The organism is Listeria kieliensis, assembly GCF_003369925.1.
Lineage (GTDB): Bacteria > Bacillota > Bacilli > Lactobacillales > Listeriaceae > Listeria > Listeria kieliensis_A.
In genome coordinates, this window is the sequence record NZ_LARY01000002.1 from 751,670 (window position 1) to 776,408 (window position 24,739).

26 protein-coding genes are annotated in these 24,739 nt (G+C 41.4%); 14 read left to right on the plus strand and 12 right to left on the minus strand.

Going from position 1 to position 24,739, the window contains the following annotated elements; all coding sequences use genetic code 11:
* Nucleotides 1-26: 26 nt before the first annotated feature.
* The 4 genes from UR08_RS09475 to UR08_RS09490 form a co-directional block, all read right to left on the minus strand.
* Nucleotides 27-698, minus strand: a complete 672-nt coding sequence (locus UR08_RS09475) for a WxL domain-containing protein (RefSeq protein WP_240616062.1) — start codon at nt 696-698, stop codon at nt 27-29.
* A 25-nt stretch (nt 699-723) separates the two neighbouring features.
* Nucleotides 724-3,048 (minus strand): L-type lectin-domain containing protein, encoded by a 2,325-nt coding sequence (locus UR08_RS09480; protein ID WP_115753402.1) that lies wholly within the window; start codon nt 3,046-3,048, stop codon nt 724-726.
* Nucleotides 3,032-4,057 (minus strand): DUF916 domain-containing protein, encoded by a 1,026-nt coding sequence (locus UR08_RS09485; RefSeq protein WP_115753403.1) that lies wholly within the window; start codon nt 4,055-4,057, stop codon nt 3,032-3,034. Before UR08_RS09485 ends, UR08_RS09480 begins: the two co-directional genes overlap by 17 nt.
* Nucleotides 4,058-4,133: 76 nt before the next feature.
* Nucleotides 4,134-4,784 carry a cyclic nucleotide-binding domain-containing protein gene (locus UR08_RS09490; RefSeq protein WP_115753404.1) on the minus strand — a complete coding sequence of 217 codons (651 nt, stop codon included), beginning with the start codon at nt 4,782-4,784 and terminating at the stop codon, nt 4,134-4,136.
* 288 nt (nt 4,785-5,072) lie between these two features.
* Here UR08_RS09490 and UR08_RS09495 point away from each other — a divergent pair, with 288 nt between their 5' ends.
* The 4 genes from UR08_RS09495 (at nt 5,073) to UR08_RS09510 (ending at nt 10,283) form a co-directional block, all read left to right on the plus strand.
* Nucleotides 5,073-5,816: a LytR/AlgR family response regulator transcription factor gene (locus tag UR08_RS09495; RefSeq protein WP_165849975.1), complete on the plus strand. Its 744-nt coding sequence runs from the start codon at nt 5,073-5,075 to the stop codon at nt 5,814-5,816.
* Between the two features lie 18 nt (nt 5,817-5,834).
* On the plus strand, nt 5,835-7,091 hold the full coding sequence (locus UR08_RS09500) for a GHKL domain-containing protein (RefSeq protein ID WP_115753406.1): 1,257 nt from the start codon (nt 5,835-5,837) through the stop codon (nt 7,089-7,091).
* 132 nt (nt 7,092-7,223) lie between these two features.
* On the plus strand, nt 7,224-9,491 hold the full coding sequence (locus UR08_RS09505) for a bifunctional metallophosphatase/5'-nucleotidase (RefSeq protein ID WP_115753407.1): 2,268 nt from the start codon (nt 7,224-7,226) through the stop codon (nt 9,489-9,491).
* 114 nt (nt 9,492-9,605) lie between these two features.
* Nucleotides 9,606-10,283: a VIT1/CCC1 transporter family protein gene (locus UR08_RS09510; RefSeq protein WP_115753408.1), complete on the plus strand. Its 678-nt coding sequence runs from the start codon at nt 9,606-9,608 to the stop codon at nt 10,281-10,283.
* A 35-nt stretch (nt 10,284-10,318) separates the two neighbouring features.
* Here UR08_RS09510 and UR08_RS09515 read toward each other — a convergent pair whose 3' ends face one another.
* A complete protein-coding gene (locus UR08_RS09515) occupies nt 10,319-11,674 on the minus strand; it encodes an MATE family efflux transporter (RefSeq protein ID WP_115753409.1) in 1,356 nt (451 codons plus the stop codon).
* Nucleotides 11,671-12,120 carry a MarR family winged helix-turn-helix transcriptional regulator gene (locus tag UR08_RS09520; protein WP_115753410.1) on the minus strand — a complete coding sequence of 150 codons (450 nt, stop codon included), beginning with the start codon at nt 12,118-12,120 and terminating at the stop codon, nt 11,671-11,673. The genes UR08_RS09515 and UR08_RS09520 overlap by 4 nt, the downstream gene beginning before the upstream one ends.
* A gap of 170 nt (nt 12,121-12,290) precedes the next feature.
* Between UR08_RS09520 and fsa the strand changes: the two genes are divergently transcribed.
* Both fsa and UR08_RS09530 read left to right on the plus strand, forming a co-directional pair.
* The gene (fsa, locus tag UR08_RS09525) at nt 12,291-12,935 is read left to right on the plus strand and encodes a fructose-6-phosphate aldolase (RefSeq protein WP_115753411.1); all 645 of its coding nucleotides are present in this window, start codon (nt 12,291-12,293) and stop codon (nt 12,933-12,935) included.
* Nucleotides 12,932-13,282 (plus strand): SH3 domain-containing protein, encoded by a 351-nt coding sequence (locus tag UR08_RS09530; protein WP_115753412.1) that lies wholly within the window; start codon nt 12,932-12,934, stop codon nt 13,280-13,282. The genes fsa and UR08_RS09530 overlap by 4 nt, the downstream gene beginning before the upstream one ends.
* A 71-nt stretch (nt 13,283-13,353) precedes the next feature.
* Here UR08_RS09530 and UR08_RS09535 read toward each other — a convergent pair whose 3' ends face one another.
* A complete protein-coding gene (locus tag UR08_RS09535; protein WP_115753413.1) occupies nt 13,354-13,590 on the minus strand; it encodes a hypothetical protein in 237 nt (78 codons plus the stop codon).
* A gap of 155 nt (nt 13,591-13,745) precedes the next feature.
* Here UR08_RS09535 and UR08_RS09540 point away from each other — a divergent pair, with 155 nt between their 5' ends.
* The 6 genes from UR08_RS09540 to UR08_RS09565 all read left to right on the plus strand — a co-directional run bounded on the left by UR08_RS09540 (nt 13,746) and on the right by UR08_RS09565 (nt 19,190).
* Nucleotides 13,746-14,948 carry a multidrug efflux MFS transporter gene (locus tag UR08_RS09540; RefSeq protein ID WP_115753777.1) on the plus strand — a complete coding sequence of 401 codons (1,203 nt, stop codon included), beginning with the start codon at nt 13,746-13,748 and terminating at the stop codon, nt 14,946-14,948.
* Nucleotides 14,949-14,953: 5 nt separating this feature from the next.
* A complete protein-coding gene (locus UR08_RS09545; RefSeq protein WP_420812329.1) occupies nt 14,954-15,652 on the plus strand; it encodes an NAD-dependent protein deacylase in 699 nt (232 codons plus the stop codon).
* Between the two features lie 106 nt (nt 15,653-15,758).
* A complete protein-coding gene (locus tag UR08_RS09550) occupies nt 15,759-17,102 on the plus strand; it encodes a hemolysin family protein (protein ID WP_115753414.1) in 1,344 nt (447 codons plus the stop codon).
* A 54-nt stretch (nt 17,103-17,156) separates the two neighbouring features.
* On the plus strand, nt 17,157-18,116 hold the full coding sequence (locus tag UR08_RS09555; protein ID WP_115753415.1) for a LacI family DNA-binding transcriptional regulator: 960 nt from the start codon (nt 17,157-17,159) through the stop codon (nt 18,114-18,116).
* An 82-nt stretch (nt 18,117-18,198) separates the two neighbouring features.
* Nucleotides 18,199-18,558, plus strand: a complete 360-nt coding sequence (locus UR08_RS09560; protein ID WP_115753416.1) for a hypothetical protein — start codon at nt 18,199-18,201, stop codon at nt 18,556-18,558.
* An 11-nt stretch (nt 18,559-18,569) separates the two neighbouring features.
* Nucleotides 18,570-19,190, plus strand: a complete 621-nt coding sequence (locus UR08_RS09565; RefSeq protein WP_115753417.1) for an HAD family hydrolase — start codon at nt 18,570-18,572, stop codon at nt 19,188-19,190.
* Between the two features lie 45 nt (nt 19,191-19,235).
* On the opposite strand, the gene UR08_RS09570 is transcribed toward UR08_RS09565, so the two are convergent.
* The 3 genes from UR08_RS09570 to UR08_RS09580 all read right to left on the minus strand — a co-directional run bounded on the left by UR08_RS09570 (nt 19,236) and on the right by UR08_RS09580 (nt 21,391).
* Nucleotides 19,236-20,012 (minus strand): SDR family NAD(P)-dependent oxidoreductase, encoded by a 777-nt coding sequence (locus UR08_RS09570; RefSeq protein WP_115753418.1) that lies wholly within the window; start codon nt 20,010-20,012, stop codon nt 19,236-19,238.
* A gap of 270 nt (nt 20,013-20,282) precedes the next feature.
* Nucleotides 20,283-20,747, minus strand: coding sequence for a hypothetical protein (locus UR08_RS09575; RefSeq protein ID WP_115753419.1), 465 nt, complete (start codon nt 20,745-20,747; stop codon nt 20,283-20,285).
* A gap of 266 nt (nt 20,748-21,013) precedes the next feature.
* Nucleotides 21,014-21,391, minus strand: coding sequence for a hypothetical protein (locus UR08_RS09580; protein WP_115753420.1), 378 nt, complete (start codon nt 21,389-21,391; stop codon nt 21,014-21,016).
* A gap of 133 nt (nt 21,392-21,524) precedes the next feature.
* Here UR08_RS09580 and UR08_RS09585 point away from each other — a divergent pair.
* A protein-coding gene (locus tag UR08_RS09585; RefSeq protein WP_115753421.1) for an IS3 family transposase occupies nt 21,525-22,681 on the plus strand; the annotation gives its coding sequence in 2 pieces (ribosomal slippage) (nt 21,525-21,783 and nt 21,783-22,681; 1,158 coding nt in all).
* 142 nt (nt 22,682-22,823) lie between these two features.
* Here the strand turns inward: UR08_RS09585 and UR08_RS09590 are convergent.
* Nucleotides 22,824-23,237 carry an Lrp/AsnC family transcriptional regulator gene (locus tag UR08_RS09590; protein ID WP_115753422.1) on the minus strand — a complete coding sequence of 138 codons (414 nt, stop codon included), beginning with the start codon at nt 23,235-23,237 and terminating at the stop codon, nt 22,824-22,826.
* Nucleotides 23,238-23,369: 132 nt separating this feature from the next.
* On the opposite strand from UR08_RS09590, the gene UR08_RS09595 reads away from it, so the two are divergent.
* On the plus strand, nt 23,370-24,131 hold the full coding sequence (locus UR08_RS09595; protein ID WP_115753423.1) for an MBL fold metallo-hydrolase: 762 nt from the start codon (nt 23,370-23,372) through the stop codon (nt 24,129-24,131).
* Nucleotides 24,132-24,453: 322 nt separating this feature from the next.
* Here UR08_RS09595 and UR08_RS13015 read toward each other — a convergent pair whose 3' ends face one another.
* Complete coding sequence (locus tag UR08_RS13015; RefSeq protein ID WP_165849976.1) at nt 24,454-24,621, minus strand: hypothetical protein; 168 nt, start codon at nt 24,619-24,621, stop codon at nt 24,454-24,456.
* Nucleotides 24,622-24,739: the final 118 nt, after the last annotated feature.

Genomic DNA, 24,739 nt, shown 5'->3' on the forward strand with positions numbered 1-24,739 from the left:
GCGAATCAATCGATCCGCCTTCTTTTTTATTCTGGTGCGTTTGCAAGCGACCAAGTGAGTGTACTTGTATAAGAACCAACTTTATTTCCTGCAGGAATCGTTAGCGAAACCGAGTTCGCTCCGTCGCTCGTTTTAAATTTCCCCTTCCAGCTTCCCATTCCTGCATCTGCTCCAGCTCGTAGTAATGTTTTAGCGGATGTATCACTCACTCCATAAGTTTGAGCAGACGGTGTTGGTGCAGTAGATGTATTGGTTTCATCTACAGCTTCTGGTGTGATTCCACCAATACTAAGTGTTGTGCCTGTTAATTGCTTCGTTTCATCTTCGTTGTTGATGAAAGGCGTTGCACTAAGCTTTAAGGTCCACCCTGCTCCACTTCCGCGGTTGTCTGTCACTTGAACAAGTGGATTAGAGTTTAAATCTGGTAAAGTCAATGTAGAACCAGAAATCTCTACCTCTCCAAAAAGAAAATTCGGAACGTAATCGATACTTAACGGACCTTCATTTCCGGTTTCCTTCCCATCTTCTGGAGTCACTGTTTCTTCTGGATCTAGTGGTGTTACTTCCCCAGTTGGGCTGATTAGCTTGACTGTTCCAGAAGTCGTAGCTCCTTTTACATCTTCTGCCAATACTTGAATACCCCCACTTGTTAGAACTACACAACTTGCTAGACTTGCAATCAATAACTCTTTTTTCAATATTTCTCTCTCCTTTTTATTCACCTTAAGGCGCTTCAATCAATTGCCACTCAATGATCGCTTGATAGGTTTCAGCATGTAGCCAGGGTGCTAGTTCCAAATAAAAACCAGCTTCGCCCTTTTGATCCACTTCCATCATTTCCTGCGAATTAGTTTGTGACAAATCTGCACCTGCTTCATTAATCACATGCTCTTCACCTATTCCATCGCGATAACGAAACACATCGCTTGGCAACTGATAACCTGAAGCGCTATGAAATCCAGCTTCCGCTCCATCTTCTGACTGAGTAAGCCTCACATGAAGCTTAACATTGGACTTTTGAATTCGATTATCTTCAATTTGAATCGGACTAAGTTCTACCTTTACCCGTTTCTTTTTCTTAGGAAGTGCTGTCTCCAAAGTAAAATCTTGTGGAGCCTCATAAAACGAAACTTTACCATCCACTGCAAAAACAAGCTGAACCTCTTTAGAGGCTATTCCTTCGCTATCAATCGCGTAAAGCGTCACTGTATGCTCGCCAATCGCGAGTTCATTTGTGCTCAATTTCCAATTAAAGCTTTGCAACTCACCAGGTGTTAAATTTTCTTGCGTACCAATTTCAACTGGTGCCGCCCCGTCTAACTGATAAAAAAACTGCACGCGACTGCTGTCTCCATCTCGAAAAGCTACGTGAAAGCTCACATCACCTCCCTTAATAATTGTTTCCGCTTCATTTTCAAGCCCAAACTCTTCAATGGCTGGAACGCTATATTTAGTTATAGCCGCTTGAATCGTAGCACTTTGGCTGACCAAATTTGTCGCAGTCACTTTGATTTCATGTTCGCCGTTTGCGAGCTCTCTCACTTGTTCCGCTGAAAGCTCCAAACTCCACTCGCCGCTTCCTGATGTGCTATCTACCTGCTCTTGATGAATCTTCTCTCCGTCCAAGTAATAATCCAAATTCAAGCTTCCTTTATTCGGATCGGTAAAACTTCCCGAGATGCTTTTCCTTTCATCCGTATCCAGCACTTGCCAATTCTGATTTTCAGAAAACCTAATTTGCGGCGCGGCACTTGATTTGGGGTGTAGCGTAAAATTAGGCGAAGAAACAAACGCATTATCACCGTTATACTGAGCTGATAATACAACGGGTTCCGCAGGAGTATCTGCTTTAAAATGACCTTGATAAGAAATAATCATTTTGGAAGGAAAATTCCCTTCAAGTCCAAAAGTCGGTCCATTTGCTGTACCAACAGGAAAATTCAAAATGCCATCCACGAGCGCTGAGTCATCCATCAGGTAACTTTGATTTTGTCCGCCAATCACTGCTGTTACGGTAATACTCCCTGGCTCCAATACAAAATTGGGATCTCCTGTCAAAGCTGCTTTTACACTATTCCAAGTTTGTTTCCCGTCAAGATATTCCACTGAATAATCGAATCGCAAAGTTTCATCCGTATACACATCACCTTCGTCTACAACTGCTTGATCGCGCGTTTCATTATAGACTTCAATCTTTGGATCGACTTCAACCAAATTGGGGACTTCTTGAAAAACGACCTTTTGTGGAGCAGCATAGTTTCCCGTTGCCCCCGTAAAGCCCCAGTAAGCCTTCGTATTAGTTGATAACACGCGATTATATAAATCTTCATAAGGAACGTTAACTATAGTCGAGTTATCGATGACATATTGAAATACCTGACTTTCCACATTCCAGTCCACATCCAGTCGAATCCACTTATCATCTGTCAAAAGATAACTAAGCGGATCATGGTGAAGAATGGACCGTTGTGTATTAAACCAAGCCCACCAACTCGTGTATTCAGTCAAATCCCCTGGCCAGGTATAAGCGATATGCTGCCCTTTATTGGTTGTCGGTACATTTTGATCAAACCAGCCATCTGAATCCGTTTGGTTATTATATAAGTCAAATTCGATCGCCAAACTATTCGGTATACCAATAGATGTATCATTACGCTGATCACCCAGATAACCAATAGATAGTGAATTATGCGTAAACCATGTTGGTGAATCCGTTGCCGCTTGAAATACTAGCGCCATACCATCGCCTACATTCGCCACATTTTCACCAAAATAAAGGTACGTAGACAAATGAAAACTTTTCGTAAAGTCGAGTAAATTATTTTCCGTGCTCCAAATTGTGCCAACTGAATTACTAGTGTTCGGTGTAATCGTGACGACGCCATTTTCATCCACCGAAGAAGCAGAACCTTCTTTCACTTCAAAGATGCCATCCATTTTTTTAATATGAGCAGGTGGTTCCGCCGCCGCGTTTACTTTTATCTCAGATGCAGTGATACAGCCAAAGACAAAGCCTACACAAACCAACCATTTAGCTGCTCGATTCATTTTTCCTTCTCCTTTTTATTAAGATAAAAACAACGATGGCAAGAAACAAAAGCGCGATGAGACTAATAATCAGGATACTTAGAAAACGATGGCCATTTGTTTCCTTAGCCGTTTGAACTTGCTTAATTTGATCGCTTGAAATCATAAAATCCTTTTTTAGATGCCAAACTTCATTTTCTCCTTTAATGGTCAGGAAATAGCTGTACTTCCCGCTTGGAAAATCAGCTAGACTCACTTTGCTCATCAATCGATAAACCGAGTCTGGCGCCATTGAAAATGTCTGCTTCTTGATTTTTTGTATTTTCTTGCCCGAACGGTTTCGAATCTCTCCTTGCAGCTGATACTTCGAAAGAATCCGAGAAGCTTCATTCGTAAGCCCCGCATGAATCGCTGGCAAGTCATTCCATTTTGTTAATTTGGGCGTTTCCAAAGTGAATTGTTGCTGCTCCTCTTCGCTATCCATCCGCACTTGGCAGCCAATCACATAAGCATATTGATTTTTGATTGAAACGCCTTCTTTTTTAGGTTCCACTTGCTCGCTTTGCTTTTTTTCATGGATATAAAATCCACCGAGCAAAACGCCATGGAATGTTTTATCTGGAACTTTTAACACGAATGAAAGAGTTCTCGTTTCATTCGGCTCAAGGGTTACTTGTTCTTCTCCATCAAGCAGCTCTTCAATTGAATAGGATAAACTTGCAGCAAGAGGACTTTCTTTGTCTCCACTGTAGTCAATATCTCCCCCAGTTCCTGTACGAGCTGTATGTGGTTTAATTTCGAGGGTTAATTCTTCGCTTCTCGCATTATGCACGCGTAGTTGGAGAGTTTGCCGCTCGCCAGGCTTTACTAGAAGGTCGAAATAAGTTTTGGTCTGGTCTATTTGGTTACTCGGAATAATTGCTTCCACATAATAAGCCATCTCGGAAGGTTTATTTTCGGCTAATGATTCCTTGGGATATATAAGGCAAATTACTACTAAACAAACGATAAGGTAGCATACTTTTTTCATTTAAATCCCCCTTTATCTTAAAGATTCTTTGCATGCGTTATTTAAAAATCTGAAAATTCAGTTGTTATTTTACTTACTAATAGTATAAATTGGCTAATGCTTTCTCATTAATTTCCCACAAGCTTTTTTCTTGCGTAAGGATTCCTTGTTTTTTTAAATACTGGATACTTCGTGAGGCCATATTTCGTGAACAGCCACTTAATTTTGCCAGAGTGACGATTTTGATCCATTTAGGCAAAATCACTTTCCCATGTGCAACCTCTTTTCCAAACCGTTCTACTAATTCTTGTAAAACAGAAATTACTCGTTCTTCTGTTGAAATGATAATTCGATTTGCTTGCATATATGACCATTTTTGGGCTTTTTCTAATTCCTGTAAAAAGAAGTTGCTAAGGAGTTGTTTTTGCTCTAAAAATTGCAAGAACTCTTGAGCGCAATATTCACGTAAAATAGTGTGTTCCATCGCTTCTAGTAGTATCTTCCTATCTCCTTGATCTTTTTGTGGGTCAATCGCATGAAGGTAATCATTTGTTTTAAAGCTACGAAGAAAAGTATTTCCACTACACAAAACAAGGGCCCCTCGATCAATCAGTAAAATGCGATCTTTCTCAAGAAAAATTCGTTCTCCTGGCTTGATTTGCTTTTTTTGTCCTGTTAGTTGTTCACGAATTATATTTTCGATAAAACTGTCTTTTTTTAATATCTGGTAGTAATCTAAATACTCCATAATCACACCCCAATGCTTTTATCAATCTTATTGTGGGTTAAGCAGCTGGATAGTATTGTTTTCGTAGAATTTCTTTGCTATATTAAAGTATAATCGTTATCTTTCTTATTGTTGATGCAAAACAAAGTAAAATTTTGTGCATAACCCTAGCGATTTTTGACGATTTTATGACTGTTTTAATATAAAATATTTTACATTTTCTATTTTAATGATAGTATGTTTTCTATCTCATTGGAGAACATTGCAACCATGATTTGGCACTTATCGTCATTTTTCGAGGTGATTAAATTGAGATTGTTTATTATCGAAGACAACTTTTTGCAGAAAGATTATTTAGAAAAGACGCTCACTAAATTTTTAGAACATCGCCCAATAACGGTCGAAATCGAATCTTTTTTAAATGCAGATGAGTTTCTGAATGTCCACAAAATAGATCGTCTTAAACGAACGGATGCTTTTTTGCTTGATATTGATTTTAAGACACGAATGAATGGCGTCGATTTAGCGGAAGCGATTCGCAAACAAAATGCGCATTGCTCTATTTATTTCATCACTGGAGATGCGCAAAAAGCAGAAGAAATCATCAATCGTGGTATTCTTCCTGCCGGTTATATTCTGAAAGATCCCGAAAGAATTGAAAATGTTGAAGAACAAGTTATCGAAGTTGCGCAAAAGCTGATTTCAGAAGCGCAATCGCATTCAAGTGTTTTTGAAATCAAACAAGGGAATCTCTCTCACTTTATTGATATAAACGACATTATCTTGATCGAAAGCATTCCACATCAGCGCGGCTATCTTAGCTTGCATACGTTACGCGAAAACATTATTTTTCGGAATTCTATCAGTAAAATTGCGCCACAACTAACGGCGCCTTTTATGATGACTAATTTAAAATCATATATTCTGAATCTCAATCACATTCAATCGATTGAAAAAAAGTCGGGTTATGTACTCTTTCGTTCCGGTTATGAGATTGTTGTCAGCAAGCGTATCATCAAAAAAATAACTGATGCTTTTGAAGAATACTATTAAGTTAAAGGAGGAGATTGCTTGTTAATTAGTGAAATCAATTACATGTTAAATCTACTCTTCATTATTTTTCTTCTAAGTTACAACCTTCTTTTAAATAAGCGGCAAACTGCTATGATGCTCTTATCGATTACAGCACTTTTTGCTATACTTTATCTTTTTCGCGCTTTCTTCTCGATAAGCTTGGCTCTCGCGCTTGTTTTTCTACTTGTCTTCACAAATTTCTATCTTTTTACCAAAAAGTGGCTTCTATCTGCGATTTTATTAATTACTGTATACACGATGAACGGTTTCATTTGGTTTATAACATTTGATTTTTCACAATTATTTTGGACCGAGCCACCGCTTGTCCTTGCCTTGATCAATATTCTTTTGACTGTGCTTTTTTCTTTCTTGATTCGCCACCTACTGAACCGCTTTAATTTTTATGAGATGTTCGACCATCTTGTAAAAAAATATTATCTATTTTCATTTATCCTCGTCACAGGCCTTTTCATCGTCAATGCGATTCACTTTTTCTATCCGTGGCCAACCACATTCGGCAGTTTTTACAGTTCTCTCATTATTTTCCTTTACTCAACGAACAGCATCATTTTCACAGCTTTTTTTATTCGCAGCGAGTTAAGCCAGGAACAACTAAATCATTTGGCTAGCCAAGCTGATTATTACCATATACAAGCTGAAAATTTACATGATTTTAAGCACGATTATCATAATATTTTGCTCTCTCTCGCTATTCACATCAAGAAACAAGAAAATGATGATGCGCTCGATTTGATTAAACAACAAACGCGTTACTTCAATGACAATGTTTTTCATCAAAATGAAACGGCATTGTTGAAGCTTGGTGTCCCTCCTGTTCAAGGGTTATTGAAACTCTACATGGAAAAGCTGGACCAATATAACATTCCGTATGCGTTAGTCGTTCCGGATACGATCAATTATGTTGGCATTGATTTGATTGACTTCATTCGTAGTTTTACGATTTTACTGGATAATGCCTTTGAAGCTTCTTTAAATGTGCCGGAGCCTTTCATTCAAGTGAAGCTTACGCATTTGGATGGGCATTTGGATGTTGTCGTCGAAAATCAGATTGATCCTGCTGTCGCGATTGATACGGATAGAGTTACGAAGAAAAGTTTTACGACAAAGGCCGGGCATAAAGGGCGTGGTCTTGGGATTTTATTTAAAATCATGGATCGCTATGATAATGCGGAAGCTGGGATTCAAGTGGACAAGTCTAAATTCACGGCCAGTTTTCACATTTATTCGCTGTAGGCTTTTCCCTAGTTTCTTGGCTATATATTTAAAAAATTCACAGTTTTTTTACTCTTTATTAATTGTTATTGGCTGCTCTCTTTGCTAAAATGTAGCTGTTAAGCGTTTACAAAAAAGGGATAAAAGGAGAGTATGCTTGTGAAAAACTGGAAGAAAAGTATGGCACATTTATTACTCGCAACAAGTTTGGTTTTGGGGATTGCTTTACCGTTTAATGGAAACAAAGTGGCGGCAGCTGAACCGCTTGTTCCTGTTCAATTTTTAGGGATCAATGATTTTCATGGGGCGCTCGACACGGCTTCTAAAGATGCGGCCGGAAATGCAATCGGCGGTGCGGATTATCTTTCTGCTAATTTGGATCTTGCGGCAGCGGACTTTTTGGCGCAAAATCCGAGTGCTACGGCAGACAACTCGATTCGTGTGCAAGCGGGTGACATGGTTGGGGCAAGTCCAGCTGTTTCGGGGCTGCTTCAAGATGAGCCGACGATGAAGGCACTCGATACGATGCAGTTCAAGGTGGGGACGCTCGGAAATCACGAATTTGATGAGGGGCTTCCTGAATATAAGCGAATCTTGGATGGGGTTTCGACGGACAAGTTTGGACCGATCGTCGAAAGTTATCCTCGTGTGAAAAGCAATATGGAAATTGTCGCGGCAAATGTGGTCGATAAAGGAACAACAAATGTAGCGGAGGGCTTTAAGCCTTATACGATTCAAACGGTCGGCGGCGAAAAGGTTGGTTTTATTGGGATTGTGACAACGGAGATTCCTAATTTGGTGCTTGCTAATCATATCAAGGATTATGATTTTCTTGATGAAGCGGAAACGGTTGCGAAGTATGCGAAAATATTGCGTGATCAAGGGGTAAACGCGATTGTTGTTCTGTCGCATGTTCCCGCGCTTTCTGATGGGAATCCGAACACGGGCACTGGGAAAGATGTGAACGGCGAGGCAGCTAATATGATAATGAAAGTCAATCAGCTCGATCCGGAAAACTCGGTCGATCTTGTTCTTGCGGGACATAACCACCAATACACGAACGGGGTTGTTGGAACGACGCGGATTGTGCAAAGTTATAACAATGGCAAGGCTTTTTCAAATGTTACAGGGGAAATTGATCCGGCAACGGGCGATTTTGTGAAGACACCGGATGCGAAAATTACATATAATTCGCGTTCTGTCACACCGGATGGCGCCATCACGGCAATTACGAAAGATGCGGCCGACCGGATTGCGGATACGATCAATGAACCGATCGGAAAAACGGATAATGGAACGATCACGCGAGAAACCAATCAAAGTGGTGCAGCAATTGATGCGAAGGAATCTGCGCTTGGTAACTTGATTACGGATGCGCAACTGGAAATGGCTGAAAAAGCTGGCGTAAAAGCGGATTTTGCGATGACCAATAATGGCGGTATCCGCGCAGATCTTGTGACGGATGCGAATAATCAAATCACTTGGGGCGCAGCTCAAGCGGTACAGCCTTTTGGGAATATTTTACAGGTGGTTGAACTGGATGGGGCCACGATTCTTGAAGCGCTGAATCAGCAATACTTAAGTGATGAGCGCTATTTCTTGCAGATTTCGGGATTGAAATATACGTTTACGGATACGGATGATCTCGAGCATGCTTACAAGGTCGCGAATGTTACGACTCAAAATGGCGAGCCGCTTGACTTAAACAAGTCTTATAAAGTGGTGATCAATGATTTCCTTTATGGTGGCGGGGATGGTTTCTCGGCGTTTACCAAAGGGAAACTTGTATCTGCCATTGATCCAGACACGGAAACGTTTATTCAATATATCAAGGATCAAACTGCACAAGGGAAGCTGATTACGGCGAAAGAGGAAGGCCGGAAAACGTATAAATCAGCGGATCAGCTTGCTCAGGAAGCGATAAAAGCGATTCGGGATGCGACTCATTTTGACAAGTTGACAGATCAGGATGAATTTTTGACTGGGAGCACGCTTGGCGGGGCAACGCTCACTGTTCAAAAAGCGGGTCAAGCGTTAGCAAAACGAAGTGTCCAAGCTGCACCTGCTGTTTCTAGCACAGCTGACTCATCAGGCGCGTTCAAATTAGCAGTTTCATCGCTCAAGCTTGCGGCGGACGATGAACTTACGGTGCACGTGACGGACAAAACTGGAAATAGCACGGCATTCACGGTTCGGGTCGAGGCGGCTGAGACCGAAGTGCAGCCAGAAAGGCCGGAAGCCCCAGAATCTGACGGCGAACTTGTCACGAGCACGGAAACGAAACCTCAAGAAAAACCTTCTTCAACCACTCCTGCAGGAAACAAAGGCGTGCTCCCTGCAACAGGCGACTCGGCGGGACTTGCTTCGCTTGCAGGAATCTTCCTTACGAGCCTAGCGATTTACAGGCTTAAAAAATCATAAATTATTTGGCACAACTCGCTTTTTAAAAAGAAGTGAGTTGTGTTTTTTTAGCAATATTTATCGTTGAAGCAGCTTCAAAACGGGTATAGAGAAACAAAAGAAAGGAGTAGAATCATGAAGAAAATGACATTAAGTGAACGGCTTAACATCTTGCGCGCGGGTGTTCTCGGAGCCAATGACGGGATTGTTTCCGTGGCCGGGATCGTCATCGGGGTCGCTGGAGCTAGAACTTCTACGTTTACCATTTTGATTTCTGGTATTGCAGGTCTTCTTGCAGGCGCACTTTCGATGGCTGGCGGTGAATACGTCTCTGTAAGCACCCAAAAAGATACTGAAAAATCACTCGTTAAGCAAGAACGAGAATCCCTAAAAACGGATTACGATGGGGAATTGCAAAAGTTAATTGAAATTTATCAAGCAAAGGGGTTGTCAGATGAATCGGCTCGCCAAGTTGCTACTGAATTGATGAAAAAGGATGCTCTTGGTGTTCAAGCTCAGGAAGTCTTAGGCTTCAAACTAAATGACTATGCCAATCCATTTAGTGCTGCGCTCTCTTCGCTGTTTTCTTTTTCAGTCGGTGCGATTTTGCCGTTATTAACAATCGTCCTTCTCCCTGCTTCTATTCGAATCTGGTTTACGTTCGTCGCTGTGCTGATCGCGCTGGCCATTACTGGCTATACGAGCGCCTACCTCGGAAACGCTCCAACTCGTCCCGCCGTCATCCGAAATTGTTTAGTCGGCATGCTAACCATGGTGATTACATATGTCGTTGGGCATTATATTGGAATTTAAATAAAAAGCGAAGGAGCCTCGTGCTCCTTCGCTTTTTAACGAACCATCTCTGTTTCCCTGAAAACTTTCCGCCAAGTAGTCGACAAAATCACTACACAGACCGAGAATGCCAAAAAGTCTGCGATCGGGAATGCGTACCACACGCCTGATAAGCCAAAGAAGTTTGGCAAAATGAGAAGCAGCGGAACGAGACAAATAATTTGCCGCATCAGCGAAATGATGAAGGAAATTCGCGCTTTCCCAAGTGCTTGGTACAAGCCGCCACAAACAATTTGGAAACCAATCGTCGGCGCCGCAAGTAACATGATTCGGAGCGCTTCTTCACTTTCTGCAATCAAAACTGGGTCAGATGAGAAAATTCTCGCTAGTTCTGCTGGGAATATCTCTGCAACCGCAAACGCGATGAGTGACAAAATTGTCGCAACGAGCATCCCCAGTTTCACCGAATGACTGACTCGCCCAAACTGTTTCGAGCCGTAGTTAAAGCCAACGATCGGCTGCATTCCCTGCGTCACCCCATTGATCGGCATGATCGCGAACGATGCAATTCGGTTAGCTACCCCGAACGCCGCAATCGCCATCGTCCCTCCATAAATCTGTAGCATCCAGTTCACCGCAATCGTCACCACGCTACCTGAAGCCATCATGATAAACGACGGGAAGCCGATCGCGATAATGCGCAAGCCAAGCTTCACATCAATCCGCAAGCCAAAGCCTTTAAGCGAAAGCGTGCTTTTCCCGGATAGGAAGTAAAATAACAGCCACGCTGCACCAATCGCTTGGGCAATCAATGTGGCAAGCGCCGAACCTCGAACGCCCATATCCAGTCCCATGATGAAAATCGGATTCAAAATCATGTTGATGACCGCTGAGATAATCATCGTGAGCATCGCTGTTTTAGCGTTTCCTTCCGAACGGACGATATTGTTCATCCCCATCCCGAACGATTGGAAAACAGCGCCAAGCAAGATGATTTCTAGAAATTCTTTCGTCATTTGATGAATTTCAGCAGGTGCACCAAACATGGTAATCAGTGGATCAATAAAAATAAAAGTTAAAATTGCAATCAATAAACTTGAAAAAATAACGAGCCAAATCACTTGATGGAATACTGTATTCGCCGTTTTTTGTTCACCGGCACCAAGCGACCTCGAAATGATCGAAGCGCCACCGATGCCAAACATCGCGGCCATTGCCATCAAAATCATTTGAACAGGAAAAGCGATCGAAAGTGCCGCGACCCCGTTTGGCCCAACACCATACGAGACGAAAATCGTATCGACAATGTTATACATTCCCATGACGAACATCCCGATGAATGCTGGAATCGAAAGCCGCGCCATCAAGGAACCGATACTGTCCTCGCCAAGTCTTCTGCTTTGTTCTTTCATATGTGTTCCTCCTTTTTAGCCGCACAAGTTGCGTTTTCTGCCATTTGGGCGATCAAGCGAAAAAAATCCGCCCGTTCTTGCTCCGTAAATCCCGCCGTTAAACAGTCGTTCCACTGCTCTGTCAGCTCCTCGATCAAACTTCTGTGTGCCAACCCTTTTTCTGTTAAAAAAATACGCTGGATACGCTTGTCTTTTTGATCTTGCTCACGTCGCACGAACCCAAATTTCAATAGCCGTTTGATGTGCCTCGTCACGTTCGCCTTATCAACTGAAAAGCGCTTCACAAAGGCTTCTTGAGCGAGTCCGTCTTCCCGGTAAAGCGTAAACAAGTAGCGTAACTGTCCGACACAAAGACCTGTTTCTTTCAGCCTGCTGTCTTTAAAAATATGTTCAGAGCGATGAATCATCGCCATCGATTTTACAATTGCTTCATGTCTTTCTGCCAATTAAGTCGCCTCAAATCTCACTATTTTCGCAATAAAGTTGCGCAGTCAACTAATCTAGTTTACTAAAAATTAGTTGACGTTGCAACTGTTTTTTTAAAGGCATAATGAGGGCATAAACCAAGCAAGTGCGTTATAATAAATGAAAGCGTTTTAAATAAGGAGGATGACGTATGAAATTTTTCATTGATACAGCAAATGTAGACGAAATAAAGAAAGCAAGCCGCATGGGATTTATCGCTGGCGTGACCACTAACCCTTCTTTGATCGCCAAAGAAGGTCGCGATTTTAAAGAAGTAGTGACAGAAATCACTTCGATTGTTAATGGGCCAATCAGCGGGGAAGTTGTCAGTTTAGAAGCCGATAAAATGGTGGAAGAAGGTCGGCTTGTGGCTGCTATTCATCCAAATATGGTTGTTAAAATCCCGATGACAGGTGAAGGCATGGCTGCCGTCAAAACGTTACATGAAGAAGGAATTAAAACGAATGTGACGCTCGTTTTCTCAGCCGCACAAGCGCTACTTGCTGCACGTGCTGGCGCTTCTTATGTGTCTCCTTTCCTTGGTCGGCTAGATGATATTGGTCAAGATGGCTTAGAACTCATCAGCGACATTGCAGAAATTTTCGCTGTTCATGACATCAAAACAGAAATCATTGCAGCAAGCATTCGTCATCCAATTCACGTGATCGAATCCGCCAAACTGGGGGCAGATATTGCAACTGTGCCGTTTAAAGTATTCGAACAAATGCTAAAACACCCACTGACTGATATTGGAATTGATAAATTCTTAGCTGATTATGAAGGGACTAAAAAATGAACAAACATTTTACTGTAAAAAAAGCCCATCATCCAGAAATCAGCAAACCTCTATTCGCAAACAAAAACGAAGAAATCTGGGTGTTTGATGAAGATAAAGCCTATCCTGGTTGGATGCTTTGTAAAATCAAATCAAGTGGCGTCGAAGGCTATATCCCGGAACAAATTATCGCACGCGTTCCGGATAGCAAATCGGGAACTGTTTTGGAAGATTATTCCGCACGCGAACTTGACGTTGAAGAAGGCGATAAGCTTGAAAGTAACCGTGAATTAAACGGCTGGGCTTGGTGTATCGATGAAGATGGAACTGGTGGTTGGGTTCCACTTAAGAATTTGAAAGAAGAATAAAGCTTGGTGTAAAAAAAGGCTGCTGAAATTGGATAATCCAATTTCAGCAGCCTTTTTTGTGCTTGCCTACGCTACGCGAGTTCTGGAGTGGCCAAATAAAAAGTCAGCCATCCTATTAACATCAAAATTAAACTAAGCAATTGGAGAACAAGTATCACAATCGCTAGTGCTCTTGCCCAGCCAAATTCTTCAGTCTCTTTCAAATCTTTAATCAGCAAAATCGAAAATATCATTCCAATCACTGGAATCACAACGGACAAAATTAAAAATACTATGATTTGTCCCAAACTTATAGTAGCCTTTTTCATCTTCTTTCTCCTCTTGGATGCTTCCTTTTAGTTTTGATACAAATTATAGGTGATAACATCGTGAATGGCAACCCTGTCTTTCAGCAAATCATTTTCAAACCCTTTCAAATTATGAAATAATAGAAGAGAAAATTGCAGGAAATCGGGTGGAAATTTTGAAAGATTGGAAGAAAAATCTTTATATCGTTTGGATCGGCTGTTTTTTAACGGGTACCGGACTCAACTTGATTATGCCTTTCCTGCCTTTATATGTAGAAGAACTTGGCATCCATGATCCCGACCAAGTCAGTCTTTATTCAGGTGTCGCGCTTAGCTCGACTTTTTTTGTTTCTGCCATTATGGCACCAATTTGGGGAATGCTCGCCGATCGTAAAGGGCGCCGTTTAATGCTGCTTCGCGCCGCACTTGGGATGAGTATCGCGATGATTTTGATGGGACTTGTCACAAACGTCTTCCAGTTCATCGGACTAAGACTCCTCATGGGGATCTTCTCGGGCTACATTTCAACAGCGAATGCGCTGATCGCCACACAAGTGCCTCGTCATAAGAGCGGCTATGCTTTAGGGACACTTTCAACCGCAGCCGTTTCAGGCGTTTTGATCGGACCACTAATTGGGGGGTTCTTGTCCGATACCTTTGGCGTTCGCCCCGTCTTTTTCATCACCGGAACACTAATCGCTTGCAGCTTCCTCCTGACGCTTCTTTTTGTAAAAGAGAATTTTACTCCAGTCGAGAAACGGGAGGTCCGCTCCTTCAGAGAAGTCTTTGGCGCCCTTCAAAATCCGAAACTCATTATCATTTTATTTTTCACTTCGATGATTATCCAAGTCTCAAATAACGCGATTAGCCCAATTTTAACGCTCTATGTTCGTGACCTCGCTGGAAACATCGCGAATCTTGCTTTCATCAGCGGGATGATCGCCGCCGTTCCCGGCGTCGCTTCCTTGCTCGCGGCCCCGCGCCTCGGAAAATGGGGCGACAAAATCGGCACCGAACGAATCTTGCTCGGCGCTTTGATCGGCTCCATGTTACTACAAATCCCGATGGCTTTTGCCGAGACACCATTCCAATTTGGCGTTTTGCGTTTCTTGCTTGGCATCGCAGACTGTGCGCTTCTCCCAGCCGTTCAGTCTCTACTTTCAAAAAATGCACCGCGCGACCTTACTGGGCGAATTTTCGGATACAACCAGTCCTTTCTTTACATTGGGAATGTCATCGGGCCACTGATTGGCTCAAGCATCGCGGCTCATTTCGGCTATAGCGACGTTTTCCTAGCTGTCGCCGCCTTCATTTTGCTAAACGTCTGCCTTGTAGCTATTTTTAACCGAACGACTCATCACAAGAAACAGGAGGAATGATTAAGATGGAACAAATCGAACAACTTCGCACTGCCGTGCGCGCCGCAAATCAGATTGTCTTTTTGACGGGCGCGGGCGTTTCCGTGCCTTCCGGGATCCCGGATTACCGCTCAAAAAATGGGCTTTATGCAGGGAAGCACAATCCCGAATACTTATTAAGCGAGGCTTGCCTTGCAAATGAACCAGATGTTTTTTATCAATTTGTCACCCAAAATATGTACTATCCAGATGCGAAACCCAACCCGATCCATCTCAAAATGGCTGAAATCGGCGAAACAAAGCCAGTTACAGTTATTACGCAAAATATCGACGGCTTGCACGAAGCGGCTGGTTCTAAGTCGGTCGTCGATTTCCATGGCAGCTTGTATCACTGTTACTGCATGAAATGCGGCCAAACCGTCCCAGCAGAAACTTATTTGGAATCCGATACCCATCAAAATTGCGGCGGCCGAATCCGGCCGGATGTCGTGCTTTACGGGGAAGGCATTGATCCGGATGCCATCGAGCAAGCCATCCAAGCCTTGCAAAATGCCGATCTTGTCGTCATCGCCGGAACGAGTTTCAAAGTCAGCCCATTTTGCAATTTGATTGATTATAGGAATCCAGAAGCAAGCGTTTTTGCAGTCAATAAAGAACCGATTTTCCTTCCCTTCCGATATACCATGATCGAAGCGGACGCCATGACGGTCTTCAAAAAAATCTGAAAATAAAGCGTGCATTTTTGACCGAATGGTTAGTGACGTGGTAAAATTTGGATAGTTGGATCTAATTCTAGCTATCCAAATTTTCTTTTAAGGAGTGGTAGATTTTATGTCACCTGACCCCGAGAGTCAGCAGATTATCTTTCAATTAATTCTCATTTTAGTTCTTACGCTACTGAATGCCTTTTTTGCATCAGCTGAAATGGCACTGGTTTCCCTCAACAAGGGACGCGTAAAAAGCCAAGCCGATCAAGGCGATAAAAAAGCCATCAAATTGATGAAACTGCTTGAAGACCCAAGCAATTTCCTCGCAACTATCCAAGTCTGTATCACGCTTGCAGGTTTTTTCTCAAGTGCTTCGGCAGCAACGAGTATTGCAACGCGGATTGAACCGGTTTTTGGTGAAGGGACTTTTGCGAAGGAACTCGCGATCATCGTTGTCACAGTTATTTTGTCGTATATTACCTTGGTTTTTGGTGAACTTTATCCAAAACGAGTCGCTTTACAGAAGTCTGAAATGATTTCGCGGCTGTCGGTTACACCCATTCGGATCGTCGGTTTTCTACTTCGTCCGTTCGTCAAATTCCTCTCGTTTTCCACCAACACGCTCGTGAAATTAACGCGCATGGACAAATATGGTGAAGAGGAGAAGATGACGCGTGAAGAAATGCAGCTGCTTGTCGAGAACAGCGGGAAAGAAGGCGTGATCGAGCAAGAAGAGCTCAGCATGCTTCGTGGCGTTTTTGAACTCGATGATAAGTATGCGAGAGAAGCGATGGTGCCGCGGACTGATGCGTTCATGATCGACATTGACATGGCGCCGGGTGAAATTTGCGACCTGCTGTTAAATGAGAATTACTCGCGGATTCCGGTCTACAAAAATGATCCGGATTCGATTGTAGGTATTCTGCACTTGAAAGATTATTTTGCCGCAGCACGACAAGTCGGATTTGACCATGTTGATATCCACTCGCTCATTAAAGATGCTTACTTTGCGCCAGAATCGATTTTTATTGATGACCTGCTGAAAAATATGCAGAAGACGCGAAATCAAATGACGGTGCTGATGGATGAATATGGCGGCGTGGCTGGTCTGATCACGATTGAAGACATGCTCGAAGAAATCGTCGGCGATATTGATGATGAATATGATGATTTGACAAATGAATTTACAAAAATAGATGAAAATACCTATGATTTAGATGGTATGCTTGCGCTTGATGACTTTAATCGCATGTTTGATGTTGAACTCCCGTCTCGTGGTGTTGATACGATTGCAGGTTTTGTGCTTACGCTCATCGGGAATATTCCTGAGGACGGCGAACAAGTCGTAGCAGAATATGAAGATTTTACATTCACGGCGCTCGAAATAAAAGAAGCAAGGTTAGTTTCCATTCGGGTTGAGCGAGCAAAAAAGCTCGAAGCTGAACCTATAAAGCTAGAACTTGCTTAACGTAAAGACAGAGCGGCGGTGCCGCTCTGTCTTTTTTCTAAAGGAGGTATCCAAATGCCCAATATCAAAGAAATTGCCAAACGTGCTGGGGTTTCCGTCACGACCGTCTCACGCGTTTTGAATCACCATCCTTACGTGGCAAGCGACAAACGCGCACGCGTCGAAGCGATCATCCAAGAACTGGATTACATACCCAACCGCAGCGCCATGAACTTAGCACGTGGGAAAACGAACACAGTTGGCGTGCTTTTACCTTATACCGATCATCCTTGGTTCGACAAAATCGCAAGTGGCATCCTCGAAGCTGCTTTCCGCGAAAAATATTCCGTCACGCTTCTACCGACGGGCTACGATGCCAAACGCGAATTGCACCACCTTGAAATGCTAAAGACGAAACAACTGGATGGCATCATCATCACGTCTCGAGCCAATCCATTTGAAGCCTTGCTTGAAGCAGCCGATCCCGAGCAGCTAGTTTTCTGCGAAGAAACGAAGAATCCCGAGCTTTCCTGCGCATATATCAACCGTTTCCAAGCGTTCCAAGATGGCTTCCGCTTCATTCAAAACAAAGGCTATCGAAACGTGGCCTTTACAACCGGGCGAACAGATCGAATCAGTCCGAGCACGCAAAACAAAATTGCCGCATTTGAGGAAGTTTTTGCGACCAAAGCGAATCGCGCCAACATGCTGAACGACTGCTATGACGTTTCGGACGGGGAAGCCGCAGCCGAGTATTTCTTGGAAAAAGCGCCTGTAAAGCCTGACGCGATCTATGCGACGGGAGATGAAGTCGCCGCAGGAATCTTCGCTTACGCACGAAAAAATGGCTTGCGAGTGCCGGAAGATATCGCGATTTTGGGGCAAGAAAATTTACCGATCAGTGAGGTATTGGAGATTTCAACACTGAATCATCATTTAAAACGGCTTGGAACCACTGCTTTTTCGATTTTCCATTCCGGCGAGGTGCAGAAGCAAAAAATCCATCATGAACTCGTGGAACGAAAATCTTTATAAAGTTTCCCAGAAGAAATTGCTTGACATGAAACCCGTTTCATCATTTACAACTAAGGTATAACATATAAAGAGGGTGAAAACAGTGCAACTTGAAGGAATCTGTAAAGTCCATTCTGGAATTGGTATGGAGTATCAATACGGAGAATTTTATATCGATCGAGATTATCTGGTATTTGAACAAAATTATGGTTACAAAATGGGGAAGCGCCACACTTATCCTTTACAAGGTTTAGAGAACATTGCGCTGATACCAGAAAACAACCAAGTTTATTTAACCTTTAGCTGTGAAAAAATCTGTTTTGAAATTGCAGGAACGGAAGAAAAATTATATACCTTTTATGAAGCACTTCGCACAGGACAAGGTTTGCAAAAAATAGAGGGCACACCGCAGCCGAAAAGAAGCCGCTACACGACACATCACCAATACTTTTTTTCGAAGTGAGGAGGATCAAGATGTATCAAGCGATTGTTTTCGATGTAGATGGCACCATTTTAGATACTGAAAAAGCGGTTTTGCATTCCTTGCAATCGGTTTTAGCCGAAGAAGGTCATTCTTATACACAAGAAGAACTGCGATTCGCGCTTGGCATTCCGGGTGAAAAAGCGATTCAGCATTTAAATATCCAAAACGAGGAGGAAATCCTCGCAAAATGGATGGAACGGGAAGTTCAAATGGCTAGCGAAGTTCGGCTTTTTGATGGAATCGAGGCTGTGCTAGCGCAAATCCCGGAAAGTGGCGTCGTCACTTCCAAAAACAACTATGAGATGGAAAAAGGCTTTTACCCGTTCGGCATTGGCGGGCATTTTAATGCGATCGTTTGTGCGAGTGACACCATGAATCACAAGCCACACCCCGATCCACTACTTAAAGCGATGGAGATACTCGCAAGAAACCCGCAGGAAGTGCTTTACATCGGCGACTCGCCTTACGACATGGCTTGCGCCCATTCAGCCGGAGCCGATTTTGGTTTGGCGCTGTGGGGAGCAAAATCAGAAAAAGGCTTTGAAAAAGCCGAACATGTCTTTCGGCAGCCAAGCGAGATTCTCGCACATGTCGCCATCCAAAATGAATAGGAAGACCAAAAAAAGGAAGCCTCTTTAGGAGGCTTCCTTTCTTGCTTAAACGATTGAAAAACCACCATCCACAATGATATGTTGACTCGTCACGTAGCTTGACGCATCGGAAGACAAGTAAATAATCGTGCCGTTTAGCTCACCTTTCCTGCCTGGTCTTGACGCCGGTGAAAGGCCATTGTAGAGTTTCATAAATCCTTCATGTTTAAATAGCGAATCTGCCGTCATTTCCGATTCAAACAAACCAGGTCCGATCGAATTCACCGTAATATTCTCTTCCATGAAAGTTGCCGCCATCCCCATCGTCAGACCGCGCACAGCCGCTTTTGAGGTATTGTAAGCATGCCTTGCTAAATCATATCCCTTATCCGCAATAATGGCGTTAATTGATGCGATATTGACGATTTTACCGTACTTTTGTTTTTTCATGTGGGGGACAACATATTTAGACATCAAATAAAGCCCTTTTACATTGATATCCATTGATTTATCCCAGTCCGCTTCTGAAAGTTCTTCCACCGTTCCAGCAACCGCAATCCCCGCGTTGTTGAGCAAAATATCAACTTTCGAGAAGTGCTCAATAACCTCTGCGACCGCTGCCTTCACACTCGCTTCATCTGAAACATCACAAGCGATCGGAATCGCTTTTCTTCCCTTTGCTTCGATTTCCCGAGCGACCTCATCCAATTTTTCTTTCCGACGTGCAAGAAGCGCCACATCGGCCCCGTAATCCGCGTAAGAAAGCGCCGCGTCCCGTCCTAGACCACTTGAAGCCCCTGTCACAACTGCAACTTTCCCTGTTAAATCAAACATGTTACTCATAATGATGCCTCCTTTTGTATTGTTCGCTTTCACCGCTATCATACCAAATGTAAGCGCTTTAATAAAGATTTTCGTTATGAAGAATTTTGATAAGTGACTATAAAGGTTATAAAAACCACTTTTGCAAGAAACAGGAGCAAGACTAAATTTTTGAAGAGTCCCCTCCGCGTTTCCTGAGCGACAAAATCATTTAAACGTATTAACGGTGACAAATCAAAAAAGCTGACATCTCATTCAGACGCCAGCTTTTAAATGGATTCCATTCGAATATTAGGATTCTCCCTCTGTTTTTTGAGGTAACCTTGGTTTTATCATCTGTCCCTGTAATATACAATAAATAATCATGGATAAAACCAAGATTGCAAAACAAAGCCGATAGTCAAGAATAGCTTGAATATGATATATCCTGTCGACTCGACTATAAACTTTGAAATAACTATAAAACACATAAGCCATAACAAGAAAACGAATGAAATAAAGCCAACGACTTTTTCCTCGCAATGCAAAAGTTAAAACAAGTGGTAGCAGAAACAAAATCGGAGCAAAATAACCGTCCATAACAAAAGTGGCAGCACCTTCTCCGTAAGGATATAAAAATAGCGTTGAAATAATAGCTAGAATGAAGAGAGTTTTACGCGTTCTCTTCCGTCCAATTTTCTCCATTTTCGGTTCAACATAATAAGGCTCATACTTTCCTTCCATTTCGTCGTAATGTTTTTTAGAATCTTGACTCATAACTTCTCCTTTTCTCAATCAATATTAGTTTGAGTTTCTACGTTTTTTCTCTTCTTAGGTGTGGATCAAGCCGATACACGATCTGAGAAAAATTCCTAGCGAGGAACTAGGTCAATGTGCAGACCTTTCTCATCATACCAATATCGTTCAATTGCTTTATGCTTTCTACAAAATTGCTGTCTATAGAAAATACAGCTGCTACTCATTTTCACCCTCAGAATCTAGCAAAATAGCATATTAAAAATCCAATTTTTTCATTTAGAGTATTACCCTAGCAGCATGTTTACTCTTAATCTGTATTCCTCATCTTCAACAATCTCAAAATTTTGATTACTTAATAATTGGTTCAAAGCATTAATATCCCAATTATAGGCTGATTGTTCCTCTTCGTTTAGGTCTTCAAGTTTAGATAGATTTTCTTGTCTCTCTAATAGATAATCTGGTATGAAATTTTCTTTTAAACTTAAAATTGAAAGATTTATCATAACTGATACGTAAACTTTATGACTTTTTTTCATCATTAATACAGAATCTTCAAAAGTTGCGGCTATTGCTTGACTCGGACTAAACCCTTCATCTTCAATAAAATCTTCATAATCTTCTAAAGTTAATTCTTTTGCTTCTAAATAACTGATTTCGCTCATTTTTCCACCTACTTCGTAAATATATTAAGTTCTATATTTGGAAACTTTTTCCTGCATGTATCCTAATAAAGTAGACACATTTTTTGATATACTAGTAAATAAATAGACACAAATGTCGAAAGGACTTTTTATTATGGTAGACAACCGAAAATCACCGCGTAAGTTTGATGAGGAATTTAAAAAATCTATTGTTAAACTTTACGAAAGTGGTAAAACTCAAAATGCTTTAGCGAATGAATACGGTATTGCTCTCTCTTCGATCGCCCGTTGGGTGAAACAATATTCAGAAGTGAAAATGGATGACGATACGATCCTTACGGCTCGTCAAATCAAACAGCTTCAAAAGCGAAACGCCCAACTTGAGGAGGAAAACCTCATCCTAAAAAAAGCGATTGCCATATTCACGCCTCGCTCGACGAACGATTAAAAGCGATACACATTCTTCGGTATGAGCACAGTATTGTAACCCTCTGTCGCACCCTTAAAGTAAATCGTTCTACTTATTACAAACGTTTTTCTGGAAAAGTAGCTCCAAGAACAAAAGAAAATCAGCGCTTAAGAAAAATGATTTTAGACATTTATACTTCTTCTCAAAAACGTATAGGGGCTGCAAAGATCCGGCGGATCTTTTTGCGTGATTATGGCATTTCTATTAGTATCGGCCGGGTTTATCGCTTGATGAAATCAATGAACCTACCCAAAATGTCTACAGCAAAGCCTGTTTTCAAAAAAAGTAAAAACAAGGTTCCTTTGATACGTCCCAATCATCTCAATCAAGCCTTCAATCCACCTGCACCGAATCAAGTTTGGACAAGCGATTTTTCTTATATTCCTATCGGGCAGAGAACATTTGCTTATTTATGCGTTATTTTAGATTTGTTTTCTAGAAAAGTCATTACTTGGACCGTAGGGGCATCCATTGATACAAACCTAGCCATTACAACATTAAACAAGGCACTTCGTGCCCGAATTTTAACGGACTCTGTTCTTTTCCATACAGATCAGGGATCTCAGTATACCTCTTTTGAATTTAGAAAGTTCTTAGACAATCATCCGGTTGTTCATTCCCTTTCTAAACCTGGTTATCCTTGGGACAACGCCGTAACCGAAGCTTTTTTTAAATATATGAAAAAAGAAGAATTAAACCGCCGGCAATTCTGTTCCATTGAAGAAGTTCGATTAGCTTGTTTTACCTACATTGAAGGCTTCTACAACACAAAGCGTCCTCATGGTACATTAGAGATGCTTACTCCAAATGAAAAGGAGGCTCTTTATTTTGAAAGTCTTTAAGTATTTACTCTTTTTGTGTCTACTTTATTGACATCTATCCAAAGCTTTAACCGATCAAGGGATTATTGAGAGCTATAAAATTGATGATAGTAGTGTAGAACACTAAAAAGAAGAATTGAACTTAAAAAGATATTATTCCTTTTTAAGTAAGGCTAATAGCAATAGATAATTTATAATTTGCAAACTGATTCAACTCTTCTAAGAATTGGTCCATTCGTTTATTGGAAGGAAACTTACATTCCAACAGGTAACAGCCCTCTCCACTTATTTTATAGTTATTTATCAAAAATTCACCTTGCGTTTTAATAAAATTTAAATAAGGCTGATGATTAACACTTTGGGTGATGATTGTGAGAAAGGCGTGGATAGGATATCCCAATTTTGATTGATTTATTTCTATTGTATAACCTTCGATAATCCCGTTATCTTCTAATTTTGCTACTCTGGCTGCTGTTGCCGGCCCAGTCAAATGAACAATCTCTCCTAACTCTTTCATTGTAATCCGGCTATTCGTTATTAAAACCTTCAAAATTTTCATATCCGTATGATCCAGCACTCGTAACAGCTCCTTTCATTAATAAAGTAAAATCATAAAAAAACTATATTTACCTTATGTATTCCGTCTAGATTCTAGTATAAGCTATACATTATGCAAAACATATTTCAAAAGAAAAAGGAGTTTTTTAATATGAATATACAATTAATTCGTAATGCAACCCTCGTGGTTGAATATGCAGGAAAGAAATTTTTAATAGATCCAATGCTATCCAAGAAAGGGACATGGGCAGCATTTCAGAATGCTCCACGAGAAGACCAAAAAAATCCTTTAGTTGAATTACCTATCTCCATTGATTCTATTATTCAAGATGTAGACGCTGTTATTGTAACACACCTTCATGAAGACCATTGGGATGGTGCCGCTAAAGAAGCGTTACCAAAGGAAATAAAAATATTTTCCCAAAATCAAGAAGATGCTGAAGAAATTCAAAAGGCTGGATTTCAAAATGTTGAGGTTTTAGGAGAAAATACGGTTTTTGGAGATATTCAATTATTCAAAACAAAAGGTGAGCATGGAAGAGGCCCAATTTTAGAACTAGCGGGTCATGTGTGCGGTGTAGTTTTTAAGCATTCTTCTGAGAAAACATTGTATGTTGCTGGAGACACTGTATGGTATGATGCTGTGCAGGAAGTAATTGACACACACAAACCAGAAATTATTGTCGTTAACGCTGGAGACAATCAATTTTTAGAAGGCGGCTCACTGGTAATGAACGAAAAAGATGTCTATGAAGTCTATAAAGCTGCTCCTCAAGCAAAAATTATTGCTGTCCATATGGAAGCAGTCAATCACTGGGGATTATCTAGAAATAATTTAAAAGCTTTTCTTGAGGAAAAAGAAATCTGCGATAATGTTTTTGTTCCTAATGATGGTGAAAATATTTCATTTTAATAAATGAATGTTATTAAAAAAACCAGAACTTCAAAGCAACGTAGAATTGAAGTTTTGGTTTTTTGTGTTTCACTTTATAACCGAATTTTGTTAAATATTTATTACTAATGACCATAATGATATGAAAAAAGAAGAATTAAATCGTCGGCAATTCCATTCCATCGAAGAAGTTCGATTATCTTGTTTTACCTATACTGAAGGATTCTACAACACAAAGCGTCCTCCATGGTACATTAAGAGATGCTTACTCCAAATGAAAAGGAGGCTCTTTATTTTGAAAGTCTTTAAGTATTTACTCTTTTTGTGTCTACTTTATTGACATCTATCCAGCCCCGCGTCTTCCGCTACTCAAATTCAAATCATACTTCCTCAAGGCATCCTTCATCTTCTCCGTCGCATTCGCGACTTTCGAAGTTCCACCTGCTGGAAGCGCACCGAGTCCATCCACCGCGAGTTGCCGCCTCGAATTCAAATCCAAGTTTTCAGGCATAGCTTCACTTCTTCAATCCAACTATACTATTCCTTCTCTTATTAAACTTTTAGTATATTTATTCTTCTTATGAGATTAGAAAATCTAGTTCAAAATATAAAAGGAGAACTTTCCGATT